The 26,191-nt window shown below is 31.0% G+C and carries 13 protein-coding genes and 6 pseudogenes; 8 read left to right on the plus strand and 11 right to left on the minus strand.

The window, feature by feature from the left end:
- Positions 1-26 precede the first annotated feature (26 nt).
- From sufD to JJC03_RS06305, 5 genes and pseudogenes are all read right to left on the minus strand, one after another.
- Positions 27-1,342, minus strand: a pseudogene (gene sufD, locus JJC03_RS06285) (Fe-S cluster assembly protein SufD).
- Between the two features lie 68 nt (positions 1,343-1,410).
- Positions 1,411-2,163, minus strand: a complete 753-nt coding sequence (sufC, locus tag JJC03_RS06290; RefSeq protein ID WP_235874352.1) for a Fe-S cluster assembly ATPase SufC — start codon at positions 2,161-2,163, stop codon at positions 1,411-1,413.
- A 20-nt stretch (positions 2,164-2,183) separates the two neighbouring features.
- Positions 2,184-2,618, minus strand: coding sequence for an HAD family hydrolase (locus tag JJC03_RS06295; RefSeq protein ID WP_235874187.1), 435 nt, complete (start codon positions 2,616-2,618; stop codon positions 2,184-2,186).
- Between the two features lie 19 nt (positions 2,619-2,637).
- Positions 2,638-4,086 (minus strand): Fe-S cluster assembly protein SufB, encoded by a 1,449-nt coding sequence (gene sufB / locus JJC03_RS06300; protein WP_088397569.1) that lies wholly within the window; start codon positions 4,084-4,086, stop codon positions 2,638-2,640.
- Between the two features lie 100 nt (positions 4,087-4,186).
- Entirely contained in the window at positions 4,187-4,516 is a 330-nt protein-coding gene (locus JJC03_RS06305; RefSeq protein ID WP_088397568.1) for a HesB/IscA family protein, read from the minus strand.
- Positions 4,517-4,677: 161 nt separating this feature from the next.
- Between JJC03_RS06305 and JJC03_RS06310 the strand changes: the two genes are divergently transcribed.
- The 5 genes and pseudogenes from JJC03_RS06310 (at position 4,678) to JJC03_RS06330 (ending at position 11,374) form a co-directional block, all read left to right on the plus strand.
- Complete coding sequence (locus JJC03_RS06310; protein ID WP_088397567.1) at positions 4,678-5,637, plus strand: YjgN family protein; 960 nt, start codon at positions 4,678-4,680, stop codon at positions 5,635-5,637.
- A 91-nt stretch (positions 5,638-5,728) separates the two neighbouring features.
- A complete protein-coding gene (locus JJC03_RS06315) occupies positions 5,729-6,730 on the plus strand; it encodes a M48 family metallopeptidase (protein WP_235874188.1) in 1,002 nt (333 codons plus the stop codon).
- A gap of 187 nt (positions 6,731-6,917) precedes the next feature.
- Positions 6,918-7,777 (plus strand): annotated as a pseudogene (locus JJC03_RS06320) (MBL fold metallo-hydrolase).
- Between the two features lie 60 nt (positions 7,778-7,837).
- A pseudogene (locus tag JJC03_RS06325) lies at positions 7,838-9,447 on the plus strand (S8 family peptidase).
- A gap of 62 nt (positions 9,448-9,509) precedes the next feature.
- Positions 9,510-11,374 (plus strand): annotated as a pseudogene (locus JJC03_RS06330) (M1 family metallopeptidase).
- 1,836 nt (positions 11,375-13,210) lie between these two features.
- Here the strand turns inward: JJC03_RS06330 and JJC03_RS06335 are convergent.
- The 6 genes and pseudogenes from JJC03_RS06335 to JJC03_RS06360 form a co-directional block, all read right to left on the minus strand.
- Positions 13,211-15,108 (minus strand): annotated as a pseudogene (locus JJC03_RS06335) (amidophosphoribosyltransferase).
- Between the two features lie 88 nt (positions 15,109-15,196).
- Entirely contained in the window at positions 15,197-16,123 is a 927-nt protein-coding gene (locus tag JJC03_RS06340) for a PfkB family carbohydrate kinase (protein ID WP_088397561.1), read from the minus strand.
- Positions 16,124-16,331: 208 nt separating this feature from the next.
- Positions 16,332-17,552 (minus strand): GTPase HflX, encoded by a 1,221-nt coding sequence (gene hflX, locus JJC03_RS06345; RefSeq protein ID WP_235874189.1) that lies wholly within the window; start codon positions 17,550-17,552, stop codon positions 16,332-16,334.
- Positions 17,553-17,649: 97 nt separating this feature from the next.
- Complete coding sequence (locus JJC03_RS06350; protein ID WP_088397559.1) at positions 17,650-19,095, minus strand: DUF5689 domain-containing protein; 1,446 nt, start codon at positions 19,093-19,095, stop codon at positions 17,650-17,652.
- 6 nt (positions 19,096-19,101) lie between these two features.
- Positions 19,102-19,734 (minus strand): choice-of-anchor J domain-containing protein, encoded by a 633-nt coding sequence (locus tag JJC03_RS06355; protein ID WP_235874190.1) that lies wholly within the window; start codon positions 19,732-19,734, stop codon positions 19,102-19,104.
- 10 nt (positions 19,735-19,744) lie between these two features.
- Complete coding sequence (locus tag JJC03_RS06360) at positions 19,745-22,555, minus strand: carboxypeptidase-like regulatory domain-containing protein (RefSeq protein WP_235874191.1); 2,811 nt, start codon at positions 22,553-22,555, stop codon at positions 19,745-19,747.
- A gap of 136 nt (positions 22,556-22,691) precedes the next feature.
- Between JJC03_RS06360 and JJC03_RS06365 the strand changes: the two are divergent.
- The 3 genes and pseudogenes from JJC03_RS06365 (at position 22,692) to amaB (ending at position 26,015) form a co-directional block, all read left to right on the plus strand.
- Positions 22,692-23,784 (plus strand): annotated as a pseudogene (locus JJC03_RS06365) (endonuclease/exonuclease/phosphatase family protein).
- Positions 23,785-23,838: 54 nt separating this feature from the next.
- Positions 23,839-24,369: a 3-hydroxyanthranilate 3,4-dioxygenase gene (locus JJC03_RS06370; RefSeq protein WP_088397555.1), complete on the plus strand. Its 531-nt coding sequence runs from the start codon at positions 23,839-23,841 to the stop codon at positions 24,367-24,369.
- 77 nt (positions 24,370-24,446) lie between these two features.
- Complete coding sequence (amaB, locus tag JJC03_RS06375; protein ID WP_088397617.1) at positions 24,447-26,015, plus strand: L-piperidine-6-carboxylate dehydrogenase; 1,569 nt, start codon at positions 24,447-24,449, stop codon at positions 26,013-26,015.
- The last annotated feature ends 176 nt before the right edge of the window (positions 26,016-26,191 follow it).

Genomic DNA, 26,191 nt, shown 5'->3' on the forward strand with positions numbered 1-26,191 from the left:
GAATATTTTCTATTTTATTAAAACTTTTATAAATCAAATCCCATATTCACACCTAATTTGGTAGCGATGATTTTGCCAATTTTTTTCTTTTAATTCAGGTATTTTAATACTTGATGTAACTTCACTAGTAAAAGCGTACATTAATAATGCTTTGGCTTCTTTTTTAGGAATACCGCGTTGTTGCATATAAAATAATGCACTGTCATCTAATTGACCTATTGTACATCCGTGCGAACACTTTACATCATCTGCAAATATTTCTAATTGAGGTTTTGCATTAATTGATGCTTTTTCACTTAATAATACGTTGTTATTTTGTTGGAAAGCATCTGTTTTTTGAGCTTCTTTTTCTACGTAAATTTTGCCGTTAAATACACCTGTAGCATGGTTGTCTAAAATACATTTGTAGTTTTGATGACTTTCGCAATTAGGTTGTGCGTGGTGTACTAATGTATAATGGTCAACATGCTGTTTGTCTCCAATAATTGTAATACCTTTTAGAGTAGAATCAATACGTTCTCCTTGGTGATAGAAATTTAAATTATTACGTGTAATGTTTCCTCCAAAAGAAAATGTGTGTACAGCAACTCGGCTTTCTTGTTTTTGAGCAATGTAAGTGTTGTCAATTAAGTTAGCTGACTGTAAATCGTTTTGAATTTTATAGTAGTCTATAATTGCACGTTTTTGAGCAAAAACTTCCGTAACGGAATTGGTAAATACTGGATTTTCATTTAAACTTTGATGACGTTCAATAATTTGTACATGTGCGTTTTCACCTATAATAACTAAATTACGAGGTTGTATCATTAAAGCATTTTCAATCCCAGTTGAAAAATAGATGATTTCAATAGGTTTTTCAACTATTTTGCTTTTTGGAATATTAATATAAGCTCCTTCGTATGCAAAGGCTGTATTTAAAGTGGTTAATGATTCTTCTTTACTTGCAACTTGATTGAAGTAATTATCTATAACCATTTTGTATTTTGGTTTTGTTAATGCGGAGGACATTAAGCAAACATCTAATCCATCATGAGTGGTTGAAGATAAGAAAGTACTAAAAATACCATCAATGAATACGACTTTATAAGTGTCGACATTATTGATGAAGTATTTTTTTACATCCTTAATTTCAATTGCATTTTCTTTTTAGGAAAGATGCTAAAATCATTTTTTAGTATCGCATTAAGCGATGTATATTTCCAAGCTTCCTCTTTTTTGTTGGAAAACCTTTAGCTTCAAAATTCTTTAATGCAGAAGTACGAAGATCATGTAACTCAGTTGTTACATCTACCTTTTCTTCAAATGCCATAAAAGAGGAAAGTAATTTTTCTTTTAAATCCATTTTTTGTGTTTATGGTTTATGGTTATTAGTTTATAGTTAGAGAACTATAAACAATAAACTATAAACAGTTAAACTAACTCATTTTTAATCCAATCGTATCCTTTTTCTTCTAATTCAAGAGCTAATTCTTTAGTTCCTGATTTTACAATTTTACCATCCATTAGTACGTGTACATAATCAGGAATGATATAGTCTAACAAGCGTTGATAGTGTGTAATTACTAAAACAGCGTTGTTTTCATTTTTTAATTTATTTACACCGTTAGCTACAATACGTAAGGCATCAATATCTAGACCTGAATCAGTTTCATCAAGGATAGCAATTTTAGGTTCTAACATTGCCATTTGGAAGATTTCGTTGCGTTTCTTTTCACCACCTGAGAATCCTTCGTTTAAAGAACGAGAAAGAAACTTTCTATCCATTTCTAATAATTCTGATTTCTCACGGATTTTTTTTAACATTTCGTTAGCTGGCATTTCTTCTTCGCCGTTTGCTTTACGTTTTTCGTTAATAGCAGTTTTGATGAAGTTTGTTACAGAAACACCTGGAATTTCTACTGGATATTGGAATGATAAGAAAACACCTTTGTGTGCTCTTTCTTCTGGAGCCATCTCTGAAATATCTTCACCGTCAAGAACGATTTCACCTTCTGAAACTTCATAGTTTTCATTTCCAGCAATGATAGAAGATAACGTTGATTTACCCGCACCATTAGGTCCCATAATCGCGTGTACTTCTCCTGCTTTAATTTCAAGGTTGATTCCTTTTAATATTTCTTTATCCTCAACTGAGGCGTGTAAATTTTTATACTTAACATAGATATGTGTTGTTATGCTTCTCTTTAATTACTAATGCTTTTAAATATTTCACAAACCCAATTATTATTTTCCTTGTCAATTATAATTGTTTTAAAATTATATTTCTCCCCTTCTAATTTAACTCCAGTTGAATCATCTATATGTATATCAATATTAAAGATTGGTGGAAATTTTGAGCTTTGGATTTTTACATATTTATTATGTTCTTGTTGATTTATTATTTTATGTACTTTGATTCCATAAGACATAAACATAATTTTAATTCTTGATTTACTTCTATACGAAGTTGTGTAAATATTTACTTTGATATGTCTTTTTTCTAATTCTTTAAACAATTTAATACTTCCTTTTCTTATCTTTTCAATTTTAAAAACTCTCTGTAAAAAATTTTGCTTTTCTACATCAAATCTAAAAGTTGTTGGAATCAATGTGTCATCTAAATCAAAAGAAATTGTCATTCAACTATTTTTAAATTTATTAACCCACACTTCCTTCTAATGAGATTTCTAATAACTTTTGAGCCTCCACAGCAAACTCCATAGGCAACTTGTTTAATACTTCTTTACTGAAACCGTTTACAATTAATGCAATTGCTTTTTCGGTAGGAATACCACGTTGGTTACAGTAAAAAATTTGATCTTCACCAATTTTAGAAGTGGTTGCTTCATGTTCTATTTTTGCTGTTGAATTATTTGATTCAATATAAGGGAAAGTATGTGCGCCACAATTGTTTCCCATTAATAAAGAGTCACACTGAGAGAAATTACGTGCATTTTCGGCACGTGAACTAACTTGCACTAAACCTCTATAGCTATTTTGTGATTTTCCAGCAGAAATACCTTTAGAAATAATGGTTGACTTAGTGTTTTTGCCTAAGTGAATCATTTTAGTACCTGTATCTGCTTGTTGGAAATTGTTTGTAACAGCAATTGAGTAGAATTCACCAATTGAGTTATCCCCTTTTAATATGCAAGAAGGGTATTTCCAAGTTACTGCTGAACCTGTTTCGACCTGTGTCCAAGAAATTTTCGCATTTTTCTCGCATAAACCACGTTTTGTAACGAAGTTATAAACGCCTCCTTTTCCTTCTTTGTTGCCTGGATACCAGTTTTGAACTGTTGAATATTTAATTTCAGCATTATCTAAAGCAATTAATTCAACAACTGCTGCATGTAATTGGTTTTCATCACGACTTGGCGCAGTACAGCCTTCTAGGTATGATACATAACTCCCTTCGTCAGCAATTACTAAAGTTCTTTCAAACTGACCTGTACCTCCTTGGTTAATACGGAAATAGGTAGATAATTCCATAGGACAACGAACGCCTTTTGGGATATAGCAGAAACTTCCATCAGAAAATACAGCTGAATTTAAAGCTGCATAGAAATTATCTTTCTGAGGAACTACTGTTCCTATATATTTACGAACCAATTCTGGGTGTTCTTGAATGGCTTCCGAAATCGAACAGAAAATAATGCCTTTTTCAGCTAAGGTTTTTTTGAAAGTTGTTGCAACAGAAACAGAGTCCATTACAATATCAACTGCCACACCTGTTAATTGTTTTTGCTCGTCAATAGATATTCCTAATTTTTTAAATGTTTCGAGTAATTCAGGATCTACTTCGTCTAAGCTGTTGTATTTGTCTTTTTTCTTAGGTGCTGAATAATAAGATACTGCTTGAAAATCAGGTTTTTCATAATGAACGTTTGCCCATTCAGGTTCCGTCATTTCATTCCAAATGCGAAATGCTTCTAAACGCCATTCTGTCATCCATTCAGGTTCGTTTTTCTTTTTGGAAATAGCACGAACAATCTCTTCGTTTAGACCCGCGGGAAAGGTTTCAGATTCAATATCAGTATAAAAGCCGTATTCGTACTCTTTATTTTCTAACTCTATTTTTAAATCGTCTTCGGTATATTTGCTCATACTAGCCCCCTAGTCCCCAAAGGGGTAATTCCTATTAGGGGTAAATAGGATTTATTTATTTTACTTTTAGGTTCCTCTTCATGAGGGGTTAAGGAAGCTTTTAAAGAGAGAAACTCTCTCCGCAGCCACATGTTCTTTGGGCATTAGGGTTATTAAAAACAAAACCCTTACCGTTAAGGCCTCCTGAATACTCAAGTATTGTGCCTATTAGATATAAATATGATTTTTTTTCAACAGCTATTTTAATATTATTGTCTTCAAAAACCTTATCATTTTCAGAGGTTTCCTTGTCAAACTTAAGTTCATAAGATAAGCCTGAACAACCACCACTTTTTACTCCTACACGGACGAAATCTTTTGAAGCATCAAAGCCATCTTCTTTCATCATATCAATGATTTTCTTACTTGCTGATTCTGAAACTTTTATCATTTCTTATTTTGATTTTGTCTAAATTAATGGCAAAGGTACAACATAAAAATTCTTTTTCATAATCTCTAACATTTTTGTAATCAATTTTATAATAAAAAATAATTATACTGAATTATTAAAATATTTTATATTGCGTTTTTAAACAAATTAACTATTTAAAAATGGATCAAAAATTAAAACAAACTAAGAGCTATCAAATGAATTTTGATGGTAAAGGAGAAACCTTTTTTGGAATTATAATTCTTAATTGGGTATTAAGTATAATTACTTTAGGATTTTACTATCCTTGGGCTAAAGAAAAACGATTGAAATATTTGTATAGTGAAACTATTTTAGATGGAAGTCCTTTTGAGTTTCATGGAACAGGGAAAGAAATGTTTAAGGGATTTCTAGTTAGTATAGCAGTTTTTTTAGGTATTGGCATTATCGTTGGAACTTTTTATATGTTGGATTACCAAGTTATCGCTACTTTATTACTAATAGGCGTTTTGGTAGTAATTGTTCCATTTGCTATACATGGATCATACCGTTATAGAATGTCTAAAACTTCTTGGAGGGGTATTCGTTTTGGTTATAGAGGAAAACGTAATGAGTTAATTGTTAATTTTTTAAGATGGATGGGTTTAACTGTTTTGACTTTAGGGTTTTATGGAGCTTGGTTTACCATTAATTTAAGAAGATATATAATCCAAAATATCCGTTTTGGAGATATAAAAATGGATTATAAAGGAAATGGGGGAGATTATTTTGTGATAAATATTAAAGGATATATTTTAACTTTATTTACTTTAGGAATTTATGGTTTTTGGTGGCAAAAAGATATTATTGAATACTATGTCAATAATTTAAAATTGCATAAGGGAGATGATGAATTAGATTTTACTACTAATATTACAGGTGGTGGGATTTTTAAATTCACTATAGTAAATATACTGATTTTAATGTTTACTTTAGGTTTAGGTGCAGCTTGGGTTGAAATGCGTATGATGAAATTCTTATTTTCTTCTATACAATTAGAAGGAACGATTGATCTCAATACAATTAATCAAACAGAAGAAATTTATAAAGATGCTACTGGAGAGGATATTGAAGATTTATTAGATATTGATTTAGTTATATAATGATAGTAACTAAGGTACAAGCTGTATATTATGATGGGGTTTCTTCCAAGCCTCATCATATCGAACTTTTTTAGATCGTAAGAAAAATTGTTTGTATTTCGAAAATGAAGGAAAAGGTTGGTTAAATTGGTCAATTCATGAAGTGAAATTGACTTCACAATCTAATTTAGTATCCTTACATTATAATTTGGATATTTCACAAAGTATTCAGATTACAGATCAGAAATTTATAAAAGATTTTAAGCAATATTTATCAGATAATAGACAACTTGATTGGTATCAAAAAGTAGGAAAACTAAATTTAGGAGTACTACTTTCCGTTGCTATAGTCTTATTTGTTTTTATTATTATAAGTTATCTTTATGTAGTTCCTTGGTTTGGGGAAAAAGCAGCTATTTTGTTACCAGAAAGTTTTGATGATGAATTAGGAAAATCTGCTTTTCATCACTTCATATTAACTGAAAATAAAAATCAAAAAGAATCTAAATTACTACAAGAATTTTCTGATAATCTAAATCTAAATAATACTAAAAAATTACATCTTACAGTAGTCAATTCACCTATAGTAAATGCTTTTGCATTGCCAGATGGAAATGTGGTAGTTTATAAAAGAATGCTGGATAAAATAAGTACTTATGAAGAATTAGCAGCATTAATAGGACATGAAACGGCTCATATTAATAACAGGCATTCTGTAAAGTTATTGTGTAGAGATTTATCAGGTTATCTATTTTTGTCTGCAATATTGGGCGATATTAATGGAATAATGTCTATAATAGGACAACATGCGGATAGTTTATATTCACTCTCTTTTTCAAGGAATTTCGAAAAAGAATCAGATGAAGAAGGGTTTAAGCTGATGCTAGCTAACAAGATAAACCCTAGAGGAATGATTAAATTATTTGAAGCTTTAGAAGAAGAAGAACATCAGGAAGGTATAAATGTTCCAGAATTTCTAAGTTCACATCCTATAACTCAGGACCGAATAAAAACTATACAAAAGTTAATTTCGAGTAAGCAATATAATTTTAAAAAAAATAAAAAGCTTGAAAGTATTTTTAATCAATTGAAACAAGAAGACCACTCTAAATGAGTGGTTTTTTATATTTTAGCAATTCAAAAACTATCCTATCCTTTATTGAGTAGAATTATTTTAATAGAATATAAAATCTTAAAAACTATAAATTAACTATTGAATTTGCTTTTGGTAAACTTCTTGTAAGAAGTATTTGTTTTAAAAAACAATTGTATAATAATTAGAACAATTAAAAAATACGTATATGAAAATATATCCTATAGAATCTGGAAATTTTAAATTAGATGGAGGAGCCATGTTTGGGGTTGTACCTAAAACTATTTGGAATAAAACTAATCCAGCAGATGCTAGTAACTTGATAGATATAGCAGCTCGTTGTATGTTAATCGAACAAGGAAATCGCTTAATCTTAATTGATACAGGAATGGGGAATAAGCAGTCAGATAAATTCTTTGGTTATTACTCATTATGGGGAAATGATACATTAGATAAATCATTAGCTAAATATGGTTTTCATCGTCAAGATATAACAGATGTATTTATGACTCATTTACATTTTGATCATTGTGGAGGATGTGTAAACTGGAATCAAGATAAAACAGGATATGAAGTCGCTTTTAAAAATGCTATTTACTGGACTAATAAAAATCATTGGGAATGGGCAACGAATCCTAATGCTCGTGAAAAAGCTTCTTTTTGAGTGAAAATATTTTACCAATTCAAAATAGTGGCCAGCTAAAATTTATAAACAAGCCTGACTCAGATTATGGTATTTCTGAGGAATTAAACTTTGGTATTCTATATGTTGATGGACATACTGAAAAACAAATGATTCCCCATATACAATATAAGGATAAGATGATCGTTTTTATGGCAGATTTATTGGCTACAGCAGGTCATGTGCCTTTACCATATGTAATGGGATATGATACTCGTCCGTTATTAACATTATCAGAAAAAGAAAAGTTTTTGAATTTAGCTGCTGAAAAGAATTTTTATCTATGGTTAGAGCATGATGCGCATAATCCTATTATTACAGTTGAAAGAACAGAAAAAGGAGTTCGATTAAACGAAACTTTTCAATTAGAAGATGTATTAATCTAATGTTAAAACAACATTTTATATTAAATAAACTAAAGATATTTACAGCCTAAAATTATATTTATGAGAATTTTAAGAACGATAACTTTTACAGGCTCTATAGCAATGATGATAGCTAGTTGTAGCGCACCAAAAGGAATTGTAAGCATTGATCCTAAAAAAATTGATCAAATGCCTTTGAAAATGACCCCAATTAAAGAAAAAGATTTACAACGTTGGAGTCATTTAGATCTTGTTAAAGATACAATTCCAGGAATGGGAGTTGATAAAGCTTATACCCAATTATTAAAAGGTAAAAAAGCAAATAAAATTATTGTGGGAGTTATTGATTCAGGAATTGATATTGAGCATGAAGATTTAAAACCAGCCATCTGGAAAAATACAAAAGAAATTCCAGGAAATAAAAAAGATGATGATAATAATGGATATATTGATGATATACACGGATGGAATTTTTTAGGAGATGCTGATAATGAACAATTAGAATTAACCCGTATTGTAAAAAAAGGGAACGATGGTTCAGCTCAATATGAAAATGCTTTAGCTCTTCTAACTCAAAAAAATCAGAGTTAGAACCTCAAAAAAATCAAATTGATGCCATTGTAAATGCAGATAAGAATATTGCAGAATATTTAAAAAAGAAAAATTATACTCTTGCGGAAGTAAAAGCTATCAAAACAATAAATCAATCTTTACTTCAATCCCAAAATATTATTGGTCAAATATTATCTAATATGGGGGGAGATAAATCAAAATTTGATGCTGAAATAGGTGAGTATAAAGAATACGTTTATGATCAGCTAAACTATAATTTAAATACTGAGTTTGATGGACGTAAACCAGTAGGGGATAATCCATATGATATTACTCAAACACAATATGGAAACAGTAATGTAATGGGGCCTAAAAAAGAAAGTGGTAAACATGGAACGCACGTTGCCGGTATTATTGCTCAGACTAGAGGAAATGGAAAAGGAGGAGATGGAGTAGCTTCAGAATATGTCCAAATCATGGCATTACGAGCAGTTCCAAATGGAGATGAATATGACAAAGATATTGCTTTAGCTATACGTTATGCTGTAGATAATGGAGCTAAAGTAATTAATGGAAGTTTTGGAAAAGCATTCTCTCCTAATAAAGAATGGGTGTATGATGCTATTAAATATGCAGCTTCTAAAGATGTGCTTTTTGTACACGCTGCAGGTAATGATGCAGAAAATATTGATATAAAGCCTAATTTTCCTAATGATGCAGAAGGGAGTAATCCTGAATTTGCAAATAATGTAATTACAGTAGGAGCTTTAAATTATGAGTATGGATCAAAAGTAATGGCTAATTTTTCTAACTATGGAAAAGAAAATGTAGACGTTTTTGCTCCAGGAGTTAAAATCTATGCAACAGTACCCAATAATCATTACGAATATTTACAAGGTACCTCAATGGCATCACCTAATGTTGCAGGAGTAGCAGCCTTAATCAGAGCTTTTTATCCATCATTAAAAGCTGTTCAAGTAAAACAAATTTTAATGGAATCAGGTATCCCATTAACTAATACCTTTGCTTTAGCAGGTGAAAATACAGAACCTACTACTTTAGATAAAATTTCTAAATCAGGTAAAATAGTAAATGCTTATAATGCCCTAATAATGGCTGAAAAATTAGCAAAAAAGTAACTATTAGTTTAAATTGTTATATTTGGAAGGGATTTTTATCCCTTCTTTTTTATTTTATAGATATGAAAAAATACGTATTATTCTTTTTCCCTTTATTGACTTTAGCTCAAAAAAGTCCTAACCCTGGTTATTGGCAACAACATGTTGATTATAAAATGGAAATCAATATGGATGTGAAAAACTATCAATATAAAGGAAAACAAACATTAGTATATACTAATAATTCTCCTGATACTTTAAAAAGAGTATATATTCATTTGTATAATAATGCTTTTCAACCTAATAGTCCTATGGATGCCCGCTTGAAGTCAATTAAAGACCCAGATGGACGTATGGTAAATAAAGTGAAGATAGGAGACAAAGAAATAAAAGAAAGCAGAATAAGTTTATTAAAACCTAATGAAATAGGATATTTGGTAGTAAACAATATCAAACAAGACGGAATGGTAGTAGCAAGTAAACAGGCGAGTACTATTTTAGAAGTAGATTTAGCCAAGCCTTTGATGCCTAAAACCTCTACAACTTTTACAATGGATTTTGATGGACAAGTGCCTGTTCAAATTCGTAGAAATGGAAGAAATAACAAGGAAGGAATTGAATTTTCAATGGCACAATGGTATCCTAAAATGGCAGAATATGATGTAGATGGTTGGCAAGCAGATCCCTATATTGCACGTGAATTTCATGGGGTTTGGGGTAATTTTGATGTTAAAATCACAATTGATAAAGATTATGTGTTAGGAGCTAGTGGTTACCTTCAGAATGCAAATGAAGTAGGGAAAGGGTATGAAGATAAAGAAGTTAATGTGTCTTACCCTAAAAAGTCCAAAACTTTAACATGGCACTTTGTTGCGCCTCAAGTTCATGATTTCACATGGGCCGCTGATAAAGAATACCTTCATGATAAATTAGTTCGCCCTGATGGAGTTACGCTACATTTTTGTACCAAAATAAATCTGAATTTATCCAGAATTGGAAAAATTTACAAGCTAAAACTTCTCAGTTAATGGATGTATACAACAAAACGGTTGGGCAGTATCCTTATAAACAATATTCAGTTATTCAAGGAGGTGATGGAGGTATGGAATATGCTATGTGTACTTTAATTCTAGGAGAAGGAACTGAAGAAGGTTTAGTTGGAGTGACAGCTCATGAAATGGCACATTCATGGTTTCAACATATATTAGCAACAAATGAAAGTAAATATAGTTGGATGGATGAAGGTTTTACTACTTGGTTAGAAAATTACGGTTTAAATGAAATAGCAGATAAAAAAGTAGAAAACCCACATGAGGACTCTTATAAATCATATTTTTCATTAGTTAAGTCAGGAAAAGAACAACCACAGACTACTCATGCAGACCACTACGATGAAAACAGACCTTATAGTGTGCAAGCTTATAGTAAAGGTAATTTGTTTTTAACACAACTAGAATATCTTATAGGAAAAGAAAACCTATTAAAAGTTTTAAGACGTTATTATACGGATTTTAAATTTACACATCCAACGCCAACAGATATTATTCATACTGCTGAAAAAATAACAGGTGCTAATTTAGATTGGTATTTAACAGAATGGACTAAGACAACTAATACAATTGATTATGCAATTAAGCAAGTAACTGAAGAAAATCAATCAACAAAAGTTACTTTAGAACGTATTGGAAGAATCGCCATGCCTCTTGAAGTAAAAGTTTATTATCAAAATGGAATCGAAGAATTATATTACATCCCTCAAACAGCTATGCGTTGGATAAAACCAAACGAAACAGGAATTAAAAGAAATGATTTAGAAAGCTGGGATTGGGCTTATCCTACTTATGATTTTAATATACCTTCTTTGAAGCAAAATATAAAATTAATAGTAATTGATGAAAAAGGAGCAATGGCTGATGTAAAAAAAGAAAACCAGTCTTATAAACTTTAATTATAATTTCTTATTTTATCTATAAAAAAGGCTTAAATAGAAGAAATCTATTTAAGCCTTTTCTCTTTTGTCCTAAATTTACTTACCGCAACGGTAAAGTAAATCTAATGTTATGCTATTTTTTTGAAATAATCGTTTAAGTAGACTAATAATGGTTAAAAGTAGTATGAAATGAATTGTTCTTCTTTTTATTAGTAACTGTAGTTCCCTTTAGAATCATGCGGAAAGTATTAAAAATAAAAAAGACAGAATATAATCCTGTCTTTTTTGCCCCAAATCTACCATAACTTAACCTACTTATTGTAATGGTGAGTCAAAACTAGTGCAGTGATTGAATTTTTCCAAAAATAATCGTTGAAATGAATTAATAATCGTTGAAAGTCTGGGAAATAATGAATTTTCTTATCTGTTTGATTATTAGTTGTATAGGTTGCTTTACTTTTGTAAATAGTATAAACGGGATAAAAATAAAAAAGACAGAATATAATCCTGTCTTTTTTGCCCCAAATCTACCATAACTTAACCTACTTATTGTAATGGTGAGTCAAAACTAGTGTAGTGATTGAATTTTTCCAAAAATAATCGTCTAAGTGAATTAATAATCGTTGAAAGTGTAGTGAATGGTGAATTTTCTTATCTGTTTGATTGTTAATTTAATAACCTACTTTACTTTTGTAAATAATATAAAAGAAATAAAAATAAAAAAAGACAGAATGTAATCCTGTCTTCTTTGCCCTAAATCTACCATAACTTACCTACTTATTGTAATGGTGAGTCAAAACTAGTGTAGTGGTTGAATTTTTCCAAAAATAATCGGTAAAAAGGATTAATAATCGGTAAAAGTATAATAAATAATTTTTTGGTATCTATTTGTTTGTTAAGGAGATATGTTTTTAAAAAAATATAAAAAGTATTAAAATAAAAAAGACAGAATTACATTCTGTCTTTTTTGCCCCAAATCTACCATAACTTAACCTACTTATTGTAATGGTGAGTCAAAACTAGTGTAGTGGTTGAGTTTTTCCAAAAATAATCGTTAAAAAGAACTAATAATCGTTGAAAGTGTATTCAAAGGTGAATTTTCTTATCTATTTGATTATTAATTTGATAAGCTACTTTACTTTTGTAAATAACATCAAAGGTATGAAATAAAAGAGGCTCTCCCAAAAAGTCCAAAATCTTGTCATTTTGACCAAAGGGAGAAATTACATAGTACTGACTATGAAAATCCTCCTTCCGTCAGAGTAACAAACTGTGTGTTGATTTTTTACTTTTAGAACAGCCTCTTTTTGTCCTAAATTTACGATAACTTAAGCAGCTACTTATTGTAATGGTGAGTTAAAACTAGTGTAATGGTTGAGTTTTTTAAAAAGAATCATTAAAAAGATTGATAATTGTTTAAAGTGTATAAACGTAGTTTTTTTATCAGATAAATTATTAGTTTAGTATATTGTTTTTTAAAAATAAAAAAAGCAGAATCTAATTCTGCCTTTTTTGCCCCAAATTTTTACCATAAACTAAACCTACTTACTGCAATGGTAAACCAAAATTAGCGTAGTGATTGAATTTTTCCAAAAATAATCGTCTAAGTGAATTAATAATCGTTGAAAGTAGGAATTATTGAATAGTTTTATTTTATTGATTTTTAAGGGCGTAGAAAGGAAGGGGGAAGTATTAAAATAAAAAAGACAGAACCTAATTCTGTCTTTTTTGCCCTAAATCTACCATAAACTTAACCTACTTATTGTAATGGTGGCTCAAATTTATAGAGAGTCTGAGTTATATTGAAAAATAATCGTTTAAGTGTTTAAAAAAACCGACAAAATACATACTTCTTTAATATGCTCTCATGTCTTTGCCTTCATAAAAATTTATAAAAGCTCTATTTACAACGCGATTTCCACCATCGGTAGGGTAATTTCCTGTAAAATACCAGTCCCCCAAATTTTTGGACAAGCTTTATGTAAATTTTCAACTGATTGGAAAATGATTTTTATTTCTGCATTTATTGTAGGCTCTTTCAGCATTTCAGCAATTTTATCAGAAATTTGTTCATCTGTAAATTGAGCATATAATTCCTTTACATAGTTTATAACTTCTGAGTCTTGTTTGTGCTCTTGTGATTTACATTTTGTATAAATTTCTTCTACTAAATGATATATATTATTTTCTTTTAGTAAAGCTAGCATAGCTTGGAAGGCAATTAATGTTTCTAATTTAGCCATATCAATACCATAACAATCAGGATAGCGTATTTGAGGAGCAGAGGATACAATGATTATTTTTTTAGGATTTAATCGATCCATCATTTTAATAATGCTTTTCTTTAAGGTTGTTCCTCTTACAATGCTATCATCAATGATAACTAGGTTGTCTGATTTTTTTACTACCCCATAAGTTATATCATAAACATGAGCGACCATATCATCACGAGAATCATCATTTGTGATAAAAGTTCTAAGTTTTGCATCCTTAATAGCAATTTTTTCAGAACGTATTTTTACATCTAAAATTTCTTTTAGTTTATCTGGTGATAATTGTTCCTTATGTTGAAGAATAGTATCTATTTTACGTTGATTTAAAAAATCATTTGCTGCTTCTATCATTCCGAAGAATGAAGTTTCAGCTGTATTTGGTATGTAAGAAAAAACAGTATTATCAGTATCGTAATCAATGTTTTTTAGGATTTGAGGAAGGATTAGTTTTCCTAAATCTTTTCGTTCTTGATAAATTTCAGCATCACTTCCTCTGGAAAAATAAATGCGTTCAAAAGAGCATGCTTTTTTAATAGTTGCTTCTCTTATTTTTTTCATCAATAACAAGACCATTTTTCTTTATTATAATAGCGTGACCTGGTGTGATTTCTTGGATGGATTCAAAAGGAACATTAAATACTGTTTGGATTACAGGTCGTTCAGAAGCTACTACTACAATTTCGTCATCATTATAATAAAATGCAGGACGTATACCTGCGGGATCTCGTGTTACAAAAGCATCTCCATGACCTATCAAACCAGCCATAGCGTATCCGCCATCCCAATTTTTTGAAGCTCTTCGTAAGATGCGTCCAACATCTAATCGTTCTGCAATTACTGGTGAAGCTTCTTGTTTTGTAAGACCTTCTTCTTTACATTTTTGGTATAAATCAGTTACTTCATCATCTAAAAAATGGCCAATTTTTTCCATAACTGTTACTGTGTCAGCCATTTCTTTAGGGTGTTGTCCTAAGCGTACTAAATCACTAAATAATTCTTTTACGTTGGTTAGATTGAAATTTCCGGCAACAATTAAGTTGCGGTTCATCCAGTTGTTTTGACGTAAAAAAGGATGTACATTTTCAATACTGTTTTTTCCAAAGGTTCCATAGCGAACGTGTCCAAGAAAAACTTCTCCTATATAGGGGATATTTTCTTTTAATAAGGAAGTGTCGTTTTTATATTCAGGATGAGATTCTAATTCCTGATTGATGCGTGAATTAATTTGTGCAAAAATGTCCTGGATAGGTTGTGCTTGGTTAGAACGTATTCGGCTGATATAACGTACTCCTGGAGTTACATCTAGTTTGATACTTGCTAAACCAGCACCATCTTGGCCTCTATTGTGTTGTTTTTCAAGAAGCAGGTACATTTTTTCAACCCCATAGAAAGCAGTGCCGTACTTTTCTTTGTAATATTCCAAGGGTTTTTTAATCTCAAAAGTGCTATACCGCACTCGTGTTTAATTGCATCGCTCATTGTGTTGTTGTTGTCTGTAGTTATGACCGAAAAGCATCGGTTTTTATGAAATTTAATTAAAAAAGCCCCGAAAAAACGGGGCGTAAATTTATGATAATTCTATGTCAAATTGTGTCAAGGCTTTGAACTGTTTTAAACGATTTTGGGCTTCTTCTTTTGTTAAGCTTACCATTCGTTCAGTTCCAAATTTTTCCACACAGAAAGAGGCTAAATTTGATCCGTGAACAATTGCGGATTTCATGTTTTCAAAAGAAATATTTTCGCTTTGTGTAATGAAGCCAGAAAAACCTCCTGCAAAAGTATCTCCTGCTCCTGTAGGATCATATACCTCTTCTAAAGGAAGTGCTGGGGCAAAAAAGACTTCTTTTTCATTAAATAACAAGGCACCATGTTCACCTTTTTTAATTACAACATACTTAGGTCCCATTTCATGAATTTTAGCAGCAGCTTTAACTAAAGAATATTCACCAGATAATTGACGTGCTTCTTCATCGTTAATTGTGATTACATCTACTCGCTTCATTACTGTTTTTAATTCTTCTAAGGCGCAATCCATCCAGAAATTCATGGTGTCTAGAACCACTAATTTCGGTTTTTCTGTTAATTGGTCTAATACACTAGACTGTACTAATGGATGTAAGTTACCTAACATTACTACATCTGCATGTTTGAAATTTTCAGGAACCACAGGTTTAAAATCAGCTAACACGTTTAATTCAGTTACTAATGTATCGCGAGAATTTAAGTCATTATGGTATTTTCCACTCCAGAAAAAAGTTTTTCCTCCTTTTACAATTTCTAAGCCACTTACATCGATATTTCTAGATTTTAATAATTCAATGTATTCTTGAGGGAAATCTTCACCTACTACAGATACGATGGCTGATTGTAAATTAAAATTAGAAGCAGATAGACCAATAAAGGTACCAGCTCCACCTAAAATTTTATCAGTTTTACCAAACGGCGTTTCAATAGCATCAAAAGCTACTGTTCCTACAATCAATAATTTGTTCATAAACGAATTGAAAATTAGAGCGCAAAGTTACAATTATATGTTGTAAAGTGCAAAGTTTTAAATACTAGAAAAAGAATAGCTAATTATTAAAGAAGAAATTTGATGAAACAAATAGATCTTAAGTTTCATAAAAATACTAAAAAGAAAAGGGGTGTCTAAAAAGAGGTTTCTATATTTAGTTTTAAAAATATAGAAACCATATAATAGTTTATTCTCCATCAGCTTCTTTATAATCAGGATATAAGAAGTTGTTATAAGGAAATCGTGTAATATGAATTTGTCTTACAGCTTCATATACTTTTTCTCTAAATTCTTCAAAATTATGCTTTTCCGTAGCTGAAATAAATAGTGCATTATTTTCGCCTAAGCGATTCATCCAAGTGTTTTTCCAATCTTCAAGCGTGTAATGTTTTGTTGTTTTTTCTGTAATTAGATCATCTTCGGCTATTGTTAAGTATTGATAAGAATCTATTTTGTTAAAAACCATAATAGTAGGCTTGTCAGCACTTTTAATTTCTTGTAAAATTTGATTTACAGATTCAATATGATCTTCAAATTCAGGATGTGAAATATCAACTACATGCAATAAAAGATCAGCTTCTCTTACTTCGTCTAATGTACTTTTAAAAGATTCAACAAGTTGGGTAGGTAATTTTCGAATAAAACCTACTGTATCAGATAATAAGAAAGGTAGGTTTTTGATAACTACTTTTCTTACAGTAGTATCCAAAGTTGCAAATAGTTTGTTTTCAACAAAAACTTCGCTTTTTCCAACAGTATTCATTAGAGTTGACTTTCCAACGTTAGTATATCCAACCAGTGCAACACGAACCATGGCTCCTCTGTTACTACGTTGAATGGCCATTTGTTTATCTATCGTTTTAATTTTTTCTTTTAGTAAAGCAATTCGATCTCGTACAATACGACGATCCGTTTCAATTTCTGTTTCTCCTGGACCACGCATTCCAATTCCACCTCGTTGACGTTCTAAGTGTGTCCACATACCCGTTAATCTAGGAAGTAAATACTGACATTGCGCTAGTTCAACTTGGGTACGGGCATATGACGTTTCAGCACGTTGAGCAAATATGTCTAAGATAAGATTTGTACGATCTAATACTTTGCAATCTAATTCGCGGGTAATGTTTTTTTGTTGTGCAGGTGAAAGCTCATCATCAAAAATAACAGTTTTGATATCATTTTCTTTGATGTATATTTTAATTTGTTCAAGCTTTCCTGTTCCTACAAAAGTTTTTGGATTTGGTTTATCCATTTTTTGAGTGAAACGTTTTACCACTTCACCACCAGCAGTAAAAGTCAAAAATTCCAGTTCATCTAAATACTCATTTAGTTTGTCTTCATTTTGACTTTGGGTTACGATTCCTACGATTACTGTTCTTTCAAAAATATGTTTTTCTTTTTCTAACATTGTATTTAATTGAAATGCAAAATTAAGCAATAAAACGATAGAAATAAAAAAACCCAATTCATGATGAACTGGGTTCTAATAATATTTCTTAAAAAAATTAATTTATAACGATATCATCAATATGGATGGTGGTGGTTATAGCAGGATTAAAGCTATATCCTCCAGAATATTCAAAGATGATATATCCATTACCAGTTAAATTAGCAGGGAAATTAAATATACCACTATTAACAAATGGTTTAGTAGTTCCTGTTAAAGTACCTGAAGCAATCGTAAAATTAGATGTAATGTCTGTTAAAGTTGCACTACTTACTTTTGATAGAGGAATGTAGTTAGTAGAATAGTATACTTTTAAAACGCTTCCAGTATTAAATCTATCTTGTGTTTTGAATGACATACTGTTTGCTGCTGTAAAGTCTACTGGAACAATAAAATAGGATTTATTATTGAGATCTTGACCAGTAGAAGCACTGTTAAAAGCAGACATAACAATGTATTTATTATTACTAAAGCTAGTTACATACCAATATTTAGATCCTAGTAAAGGATCATTAATATATTTAGGGAAGTTTTTTGTTCCTGTTGTAGCACTTGTTCCAGCAATGTAAGATTCAAAGTTTTCTGTAAAAGCTCCTAAATATGCTAAAGAAGAACCTCCTAAAGCAGGTGCTAAATCAACTTCTTTTCTATCTTCAGTTAATTGAATGTCCTTTTCTGTACGTGGTATGAATTGATAGTCAGAACCAAATTTTGTTAAAATACCTCTTATTTTACCATTTTTATTAGAAATGGTTTTACTAGCGAATTTTGCAAATTCACTAATTCTTACAATAATTTTATTCCCATTTAAATCTGTTATTAAATGGTTTGTTGCACCACCTAAGTTGTTGAGAGTTGGATCAAAATATTTTTTACCAACTGACGCATCTAAAAACTGAACATCTTTTAATTCAATTAATTTATTGATATATGAATCATTTAATATTTGATTGATGAACAAAGGTTTTTTTACAATTTTTTCTTCACCTACATTTTCACATGACTTTCTAATAATGTTTTTATATGTCACAAAAGAAATTCTACCAACTTGATCATCAGTAGTATTGTTAGGCGTTCCATTATTGAAAATTTCACCTATTACCGTAGATCCATTTTTACTCACATAAGATAAGCCATTCATTTTAATATAAACTTTTCTTCCGGGCTCAAATTCAGTATGTAAATTACTTTGATCTACAGATATGCTAAATCCAACAGTGCTAACTCCAAATTTATCATCAACTGATTCAAAAGAGATTGATTTATAAAAAGTACCTCCTTCATCACTTGAAGTAACAATTGCCTCAATAATATCATCTGTTTTGTTAGTTATAAAACCACTTGTAGGTGCTTTCTCTGTAAAATCACTTACTTTTTTATTAGGAGTTAAAGTTTCACAAAGACTTTCCGCTCTAGGTGTATCAAACTTTTCATTTACACAGGCTACGCTTGTACATAGTATAAACGAATAAGCCAAAAAACTTTTAATATTTATATTTTTCATAACGTTTTAGTTCATAAAAAGTTTAATATTATCTAACTGACAAGTAGTAGTTAATCCACTTGTCTTGTTTCCGACATATTTAAATGCAATTCGGATATTTTTACCTTTATAAGCAGCTAAGCTAATGGTACCACTGGAAATAAATTTATCAACTGTTGTAGCAGTTGGTAATGTAACATTTAGAGGGGTCCAAGTAGCCGTATTTATACCCGCTTTTGTGCCGTCATAATTTTCAGAAATTAATACGGTTAAATTGCTACCTGTCCAAAACCTAACTTTTGTGTCAAATGAAAAGAATGTTTCTTTTTGGTTATCAATACTAGCATTAGGGGTTATCAACCATGCTTCATCTGTTGTGTTAGCAGCAGAATAAAAAGATGAAAATTCAGCATATTTATTTGAGTCAGATAAACGGCTATTCCATAATCGAGTTCCAGTAGTACTTAAATTATAATTAGTCCATCCTTTAAGATTGATAGGAACTTCTGTTGATCCAGATCCATATGTTGTCCCTTCAAAGTTTTCGAATAGATAAGCTACTTTAATTTCAGGGATATCGAAATCCTTTTCTTTATCACAAGCTATGAATAATCCAGCAGCGATAACTGAAGTGATAATTGATTTTAAAAACTTTTTCATAGTTGTTCTTTTAGAAATTAATGTACAAATTCACAAAGAAATTTCTTCCATAACCATAGAAGTATTTTGAACCAAAGGTTCTGATGCCACTTTGTGAATCTTGATTTAATAGAGGGAATGTTGCTTTTCTTGCTTGTTCAAATCCTCCCGTTTTAAATACTTTATCAAGAGCATTGTTAACTGTAGCAAAAAAGCCAAATGTTACCCCTCTTTTAATTCTCCAAGATTTACCTCCACTTAAGTTTAATAAGAAATAGGCCGGTAGGCGTTCTTGTTGAAGCGCATTTCTTACGGAAGTTTCGTTAACACCATCATAAGAAATACCTGTTTTATCATCAATTGTAAAATTATTTGTTCTTAAAATATTTGAAACACCAACATAAGTTTGGTCAAAATAATTATAGTTAGCACCTATGTACCAGAATTTTGGGTGACGGTATTCTAAGCCAAAAGACCCTGCTACTTGTGGCATACCAGCTACTCTATACCCTTTTAAGTATGTTTTTCCAAAATCTTCAACAGGATAAGTGTTAGATACTGTTGCAGCGGCATCATTATTTACTCTTAATGTTGGATTATTATCATAAGTGTATTCTCCATATGAACCAGCTAAAGTAGCTTTAATAGTTGAACTAATTTGATATTCTATACCTAGTTCACCTCCAATGTTTTTTCTGTCTATACCTGTTACAATTTCACTTACAAAAGCATCCTCATTACCATTATTTGTATCTTCATCAGCAATTCCTTCACTGAAAAAGAAGGCTATATTTGTTGCGCCAGATACTTTATTATAAAATCCTGTAATTCTAGACTTAAATTTTGGAGTGCGAATAATATAACTTGCGTCTGCACTTACTATTTTTTCACTTGTAAGATCAAGTGTTAAGTTGTTGTTGTAACGAGCATTAGCAAAAGTGTTTCTTAAGTTAGGGGCTTTCGTTAAGTAAGCGCCATTAAAATCAAATAAATGACGGCTAGATAGTTTATATGTTATTCCAGCTTTTAAACCGAAGTTTTCAAAAGTAGGACGCTCACTCTTTCCGAATGAATTAGATGCGTATTTTCCATTTTTATATAAGCCTTCTCTTTGATATTCGGATTTAGAAAAACTTTGTGATAAATAAAAATCAGCTTTTTTGAAGTTAAATTTGAATTGTGTAAAAGCATCAATTACAGTAGCTCTTAAGTTATAATTATATCCAAAAATATCGTTAAGTTGAATTTTTTGATTAGGATTATTTAGATCATATTGAGCAAAATCTCCTTTTGATTCATAAAAAGGATCAAAGTTTTCAGTATATTTTGCTCCTAAAAGATCACTTACAACAGCATATTGATGTGATTTTAATTTTTTAAAATTTACACCTGCATTGATACTTATATTTTCGGAAACTTGCGAGTTTAATATTGTGTTTGCTGTAATTTGAGTATCATCATTTCTTTGCTCTGTTAGCAAATAGTAGGCTTTTCCAGTAATATTATTTGGGTTAGTATTAGCATAATACATTTCATCCCAGTTAATTTGACCATTATTTCTAAAATCTGTTAAAGCAATAGCTGCTTTTGCATAGTCAGGAATCCACTCACCCGTACTTTCATTTGTTAAATTTAAATAGTTACTAGGTAATTTTTTATAATAGGTAGGGTCTGGATTATTACCTCCCGGATATTCTAATCTTGAATTAGCAACAGAACCTGATTGGAAAGCTAAATTTGTATTTAATTTAGTTCTTTCACTAAATTTCCAATAATGATTTAACATCATAATTGGTTCGTTTATCATGCGGTCTCTACTGTTGCGTTTTTTACCTTCTTGCCAGCCCCAATAAGAATTATATTTATATCCTTTAATATCTGTTACTTCACTTGTGTTAGGAGATGTTTTTCCTCTTCTGTTTTCAGCATATATTGAAGTAAAGTTTAAAGCATGTTTTTTGCCAAATCTTTTTTCTACACTTGCAAATAATGAGTTAGCAGCCATATCTGTTCCTTCAAAATGACCTTCTTGAGCCCATCTTCTACTAGCAGAAACAACAAAAGACCAGCCTTTACTGTCTAAACCAGAAGCATAAGTTCCCATTCCTCTCCAGTTATAATTAGTATTTGTTCCTGAAAACGAAATGCGAGTTCCAGCTCTGTACATAGATGCTCTAGTGTTTATTTGTTGAGTACCTAATATGTTACCAAAGGTATAGTCAGATGCAGCAGTACCCATAGTAAATTCTTGATTTCTAGTAGCGTCATTTAGTCCTCCCCAATTACCCCACTGAGGACGACCATCCCATATTTTATTCATAGAAACACCATTTATCATGGTATTTCCATATTCGTTGTCTAATCCTCTAATTCTAAAACGAGCTCCTCCCCAATTAAATGCAGCAGCTTGTTGATAAGTATCTCTTGTAGCCTGTAAAAGACCTGACGTACTTTCTGAACCACTATTATCATCGCCCAAGTCATTTTCTGTTAAGGTAACTAAGCTTAGCTGTTGCTCTTGATTTTGAGAATCATCTTCAAGAACGATTACTCCCAAATCTAAAATTTGATTGGAAATAATTTCTAAAGCTAAAAGCTGTTCTTTGTAGCCATCACTTTTAATTTTTAAAAGCTGCTTACCTACGCTAACACCTGTTATTTTAAATTTACCGCTTGAATTTGTTAATTGCGATAAACTGGTGTTTTCAATAGTAGTCACTACATTTTGTAGAGGCTTATTAGTTTTGTAGTCAATAACCTTTCCTGAAATTCCTGTTGGTTGTTGTGCAAAAACTAAAACTGCCTGTAGTACCAACAAGGTACTAAAAACTAGTTTTTTCATAAATAAAATTAAAAATTAATTTACTTTTCCCATTTAAATCGTTAAAAATAGGGCGACAAATGTATGACATTTGATATAATTATTTACTTTTGACCCTAAAATATTCTGCGTTTTAATGATTTTTTAATATAAAAGTATGAAATTTACTAAAATTACCTGTCTGTTTTTTATGTTACTAGCTATTAATGGGGTTGCACAGACAAAAAGAGTCGCTGTTAATACAGTAGCATTTTACAATTTAGAAAACTTTTTTGATACCGTAAATGACCCTAATACGAATGATGAAGATTTTGTTTATTCCCCAGAAAATTACGCAAAGAAGATTGATAATTTGGCCCGTGTTATTTCGCAATTAGGAACAAGTGAAAAACAAACAAATGCACCTGTTGTATTGGGGGTTGCTGAAATTGAAAACCGTCGTGTTTTGGAAGATCTTATTAAACATCCGTTGTTAATTAATTTAAATTATGGAATTGTACATTTTGATTCTCCAGATCGTAGAGGTATTGATTGTGGTTTCTTGTATCAAAAAAAAGCATTTCAATCCAACTAGTTATCAGAATTATCCTTTAATTATATCAGAAGATCAACAAGATACTAAAGCAAAAGACAAGGATAGAAATGAAGGAGAGACAGACGATAATGCTGTGGATTCTAAAACGAAAAGAATTTATACAAGAGATCAGATTCTAGTTACAGGCATTCTTGATGGAGAAGAAATGAGTTTTATCGTAAATCACTGGCCTTCTCGTCGTGGTGGTGAAAAAGCAAGTAGCCCATTACGCGAAGCAGCAGCAGCATTAAATAGAAAAATTATTGATTCATTACAAGCAGTTAATCCTAATGCTAAGATTTTTACTATGGGAGATTTAAATGATGGCCCGTTTAATAAAAGTATTAAGGAAGTATTAGGTGCTAAAGGAGAAATAGAAGATGTAAAACCTCAAGGATTATATAATCCAGCAGAAAAAATGCTGAAAAAGGGAATAGGAACCTTAGCACATCGTGACGCATGGGATTTCTTTGATCAGATTATTTTTACAGAAGCTTTATTACCTCGTAATAATGATTACTCAACTTGGAAATATTGGAAAGCAGGTGTATATAACAAATCATTTATGATTCAACAAACAGGACAGTATAAAGGGTATGCTCTTAGAAATACAAATGAAGGACCTGGATTTTCAGATCATTTCCCATCTTATATATACTTAGTTAAAGAATTCTAAAAATTTAAAATCCCGGCTAAACGGGATTTTTTTATTCATAATTTTACGTAAAAAATGTCAGTAACAAAACCATTCAATCTAAATAAATGGATAGAAGAAAATCGCGATCTTCTAAAACCTCCTGTAGCTAATAAAAATTTATATATCCATTCAGATGATTATATCGTAATGATAGTAGGTGGTCCTAATGCTCGTAAAGACTATCATTACAATGAAACAGAAGAATTATTTTATCAATTAGAAGGAGAAATAACAGTTTATGTTCAAGAAAATGGTAAAAAACAAACAATAAAACTTACAGCTGGTGATATGTATTTACATCCTGCTAAAATTCCACATTCACCTAATAGAACAGAAGGCTCAATAGGTTTAGTGATTGAAAGAAAACGAACCACTGGAAAAGATGGGTTATTGTGGTATTGTGATAGTTGCAATCATCCCTTACATGAAGTTTATTTTGAGTTGCAAGATATAGAAAAGGATTTTTTACAGCACTTCAAAGATTTTTACAGCTCTGAAGAGAAACGTACTTGTAAGAAATGTGGTACTATTATGGCAACCGACCCCCGATTTATTCAAGATTAGCGATTAACAGCTTTTTAATTGGATAATAAGTTTTAAATTTGCATTTTATTTTAACAAAATCAGATAAAAAAGTTACAATGTCAACAATAACACAGTCAACAGTAGCGCAACAATTTGGAATTGTAGAAGCGTTACAACAATTAGGAGTAAAAGAAATCAATTTAGGTACTTCAACAGGATTAAATTGGTTTGCTAATGGTGAAATTATTGAGTCATATTCACCAGTAGATGGTCAGTTAATAGGTAAAGTTCAAGCTTCTACAAAAGAAGATTATGAAAAAGTGATGGAAGCAGCTACAGCAGCATTCAAAACTTTTAGAGTAATGCCAGCTCCTAAACGTGGAGAAATTGTTCGTCAATTTGGTGAAAAATTAAGAAAATATAAAGAACCTCTAGGGAAACTTGTTTCTTACGAAATGGGTAAATCGTACCAAGAAGGTTTAGGTGAGGTGCAAGAAATGATCGATATCTGTGACTTTGCAGTAGGTCTTTCTCGTCAATTACATGGTTTGACCATGCATTCTGAACGTTTTGGACATAGAATGTATGAGCAATACCACCCACTAGGAGTAGTAGGAATTATTTCTGCTTTTAACTTCCCAGTTGCTGTTTGGTCTTGGAATACAGCTTTAGCTTGGATATGTGGTGATGTATGTGTGTGGAAACCATCTGAAAAAACACCTTTGTGTTCAATAGCTTGTCAAAACATAATTGCTGAAGTATTAAAAGAAAATAACTTACCAGAAGGTATTTCTTGTATCATTAATGGTGATTATAAAGTAGGTGAATTAATGACTAATGATAAGCGAGTTCCTTTAGTATCTGCTACAGGTTCAACTCGTATGGGGAAAATGGTTGCTCAAGCTTGTGCAGCACGTTTAGGAAACTCATTGTTAGAATTAGGTGGAAACAATGCAATTATAGTTACACCAGATGCTGATATTAAAATGACTGTAATAGGTGCTGTGTTTGGAGCTGTTGGTACAGCGGGTCAACGTTGTACTTCTACACGTCGTTTAATTATTCATGAAGATATTTATGATAAAGTAAAAGACGCTATCGTTGCCGCTTATGGTCAGTTAAGAATTGGTAATCCGTTAGATCAAAATAATCACGTAGGGCCACTTATTGATACCGGAGCTGTTGCTGCTTATAATGAAGCTTTAGAAAAAGTAGTTGCTCAAGGCGGTAATATTATTGTTCCTGGTGGAGTATTAAGTGGAGAAGGTTATGAAAGTGGTTGTTATGTAAAACCAGCAATTGCTGAAGCTCAAAATCATTTTGAAATTGTTCAGCACGAAACTTTTGCTCCTGTATTATATTTGTTAAAATATAGTGGAGATGTTATAAATGCTATTGAAATTCAAAATGGAGTAGCACAAGGTTTATCATCTGCTATTATGACGAATAATTTACGTGAAGCAGAAGCTTTCTTATCTCATGTAGGTTCAGATTGTGGTATTGCGAATGTAAACATTGGTACTTCAGGTGCTGAAATTGGTGGTGCTTTTGGTGGTGAAAAAGAAACTGGTGGTGGACGTGAGTCTGGATCTGATGCTTGGAAAGTGTATATGAGAAGACAAACAAATACAATTAACTATACAACTGATTTGCCTTTAGCACAAGGTATTAAGTTTGATTTGTAATAATTGTAAATTATATTTTTTTAAGAGGCTTTCGAAAGAAAGTCTCTTTTTATTTCATTTATGTCGCTCTGAAATCAAATATAGATAGCCTAAATTATTCTAAATAGAAAACAAATAATTTTTTAAAATATTTATAATAATCTAATTTTTTTAGTATTCAAATAATAAAGTGAAAT

The sequence above is a fragment of the Flavobacterium oreochromis genome, assembly GCF_019565455.1.
Lineage (GTDB): Bacteria > Bacteroidota > Bacteroidia > Flavobacteriales > Flavobacteriaceae > Flavobacterium > Flavobacterium oreochromis.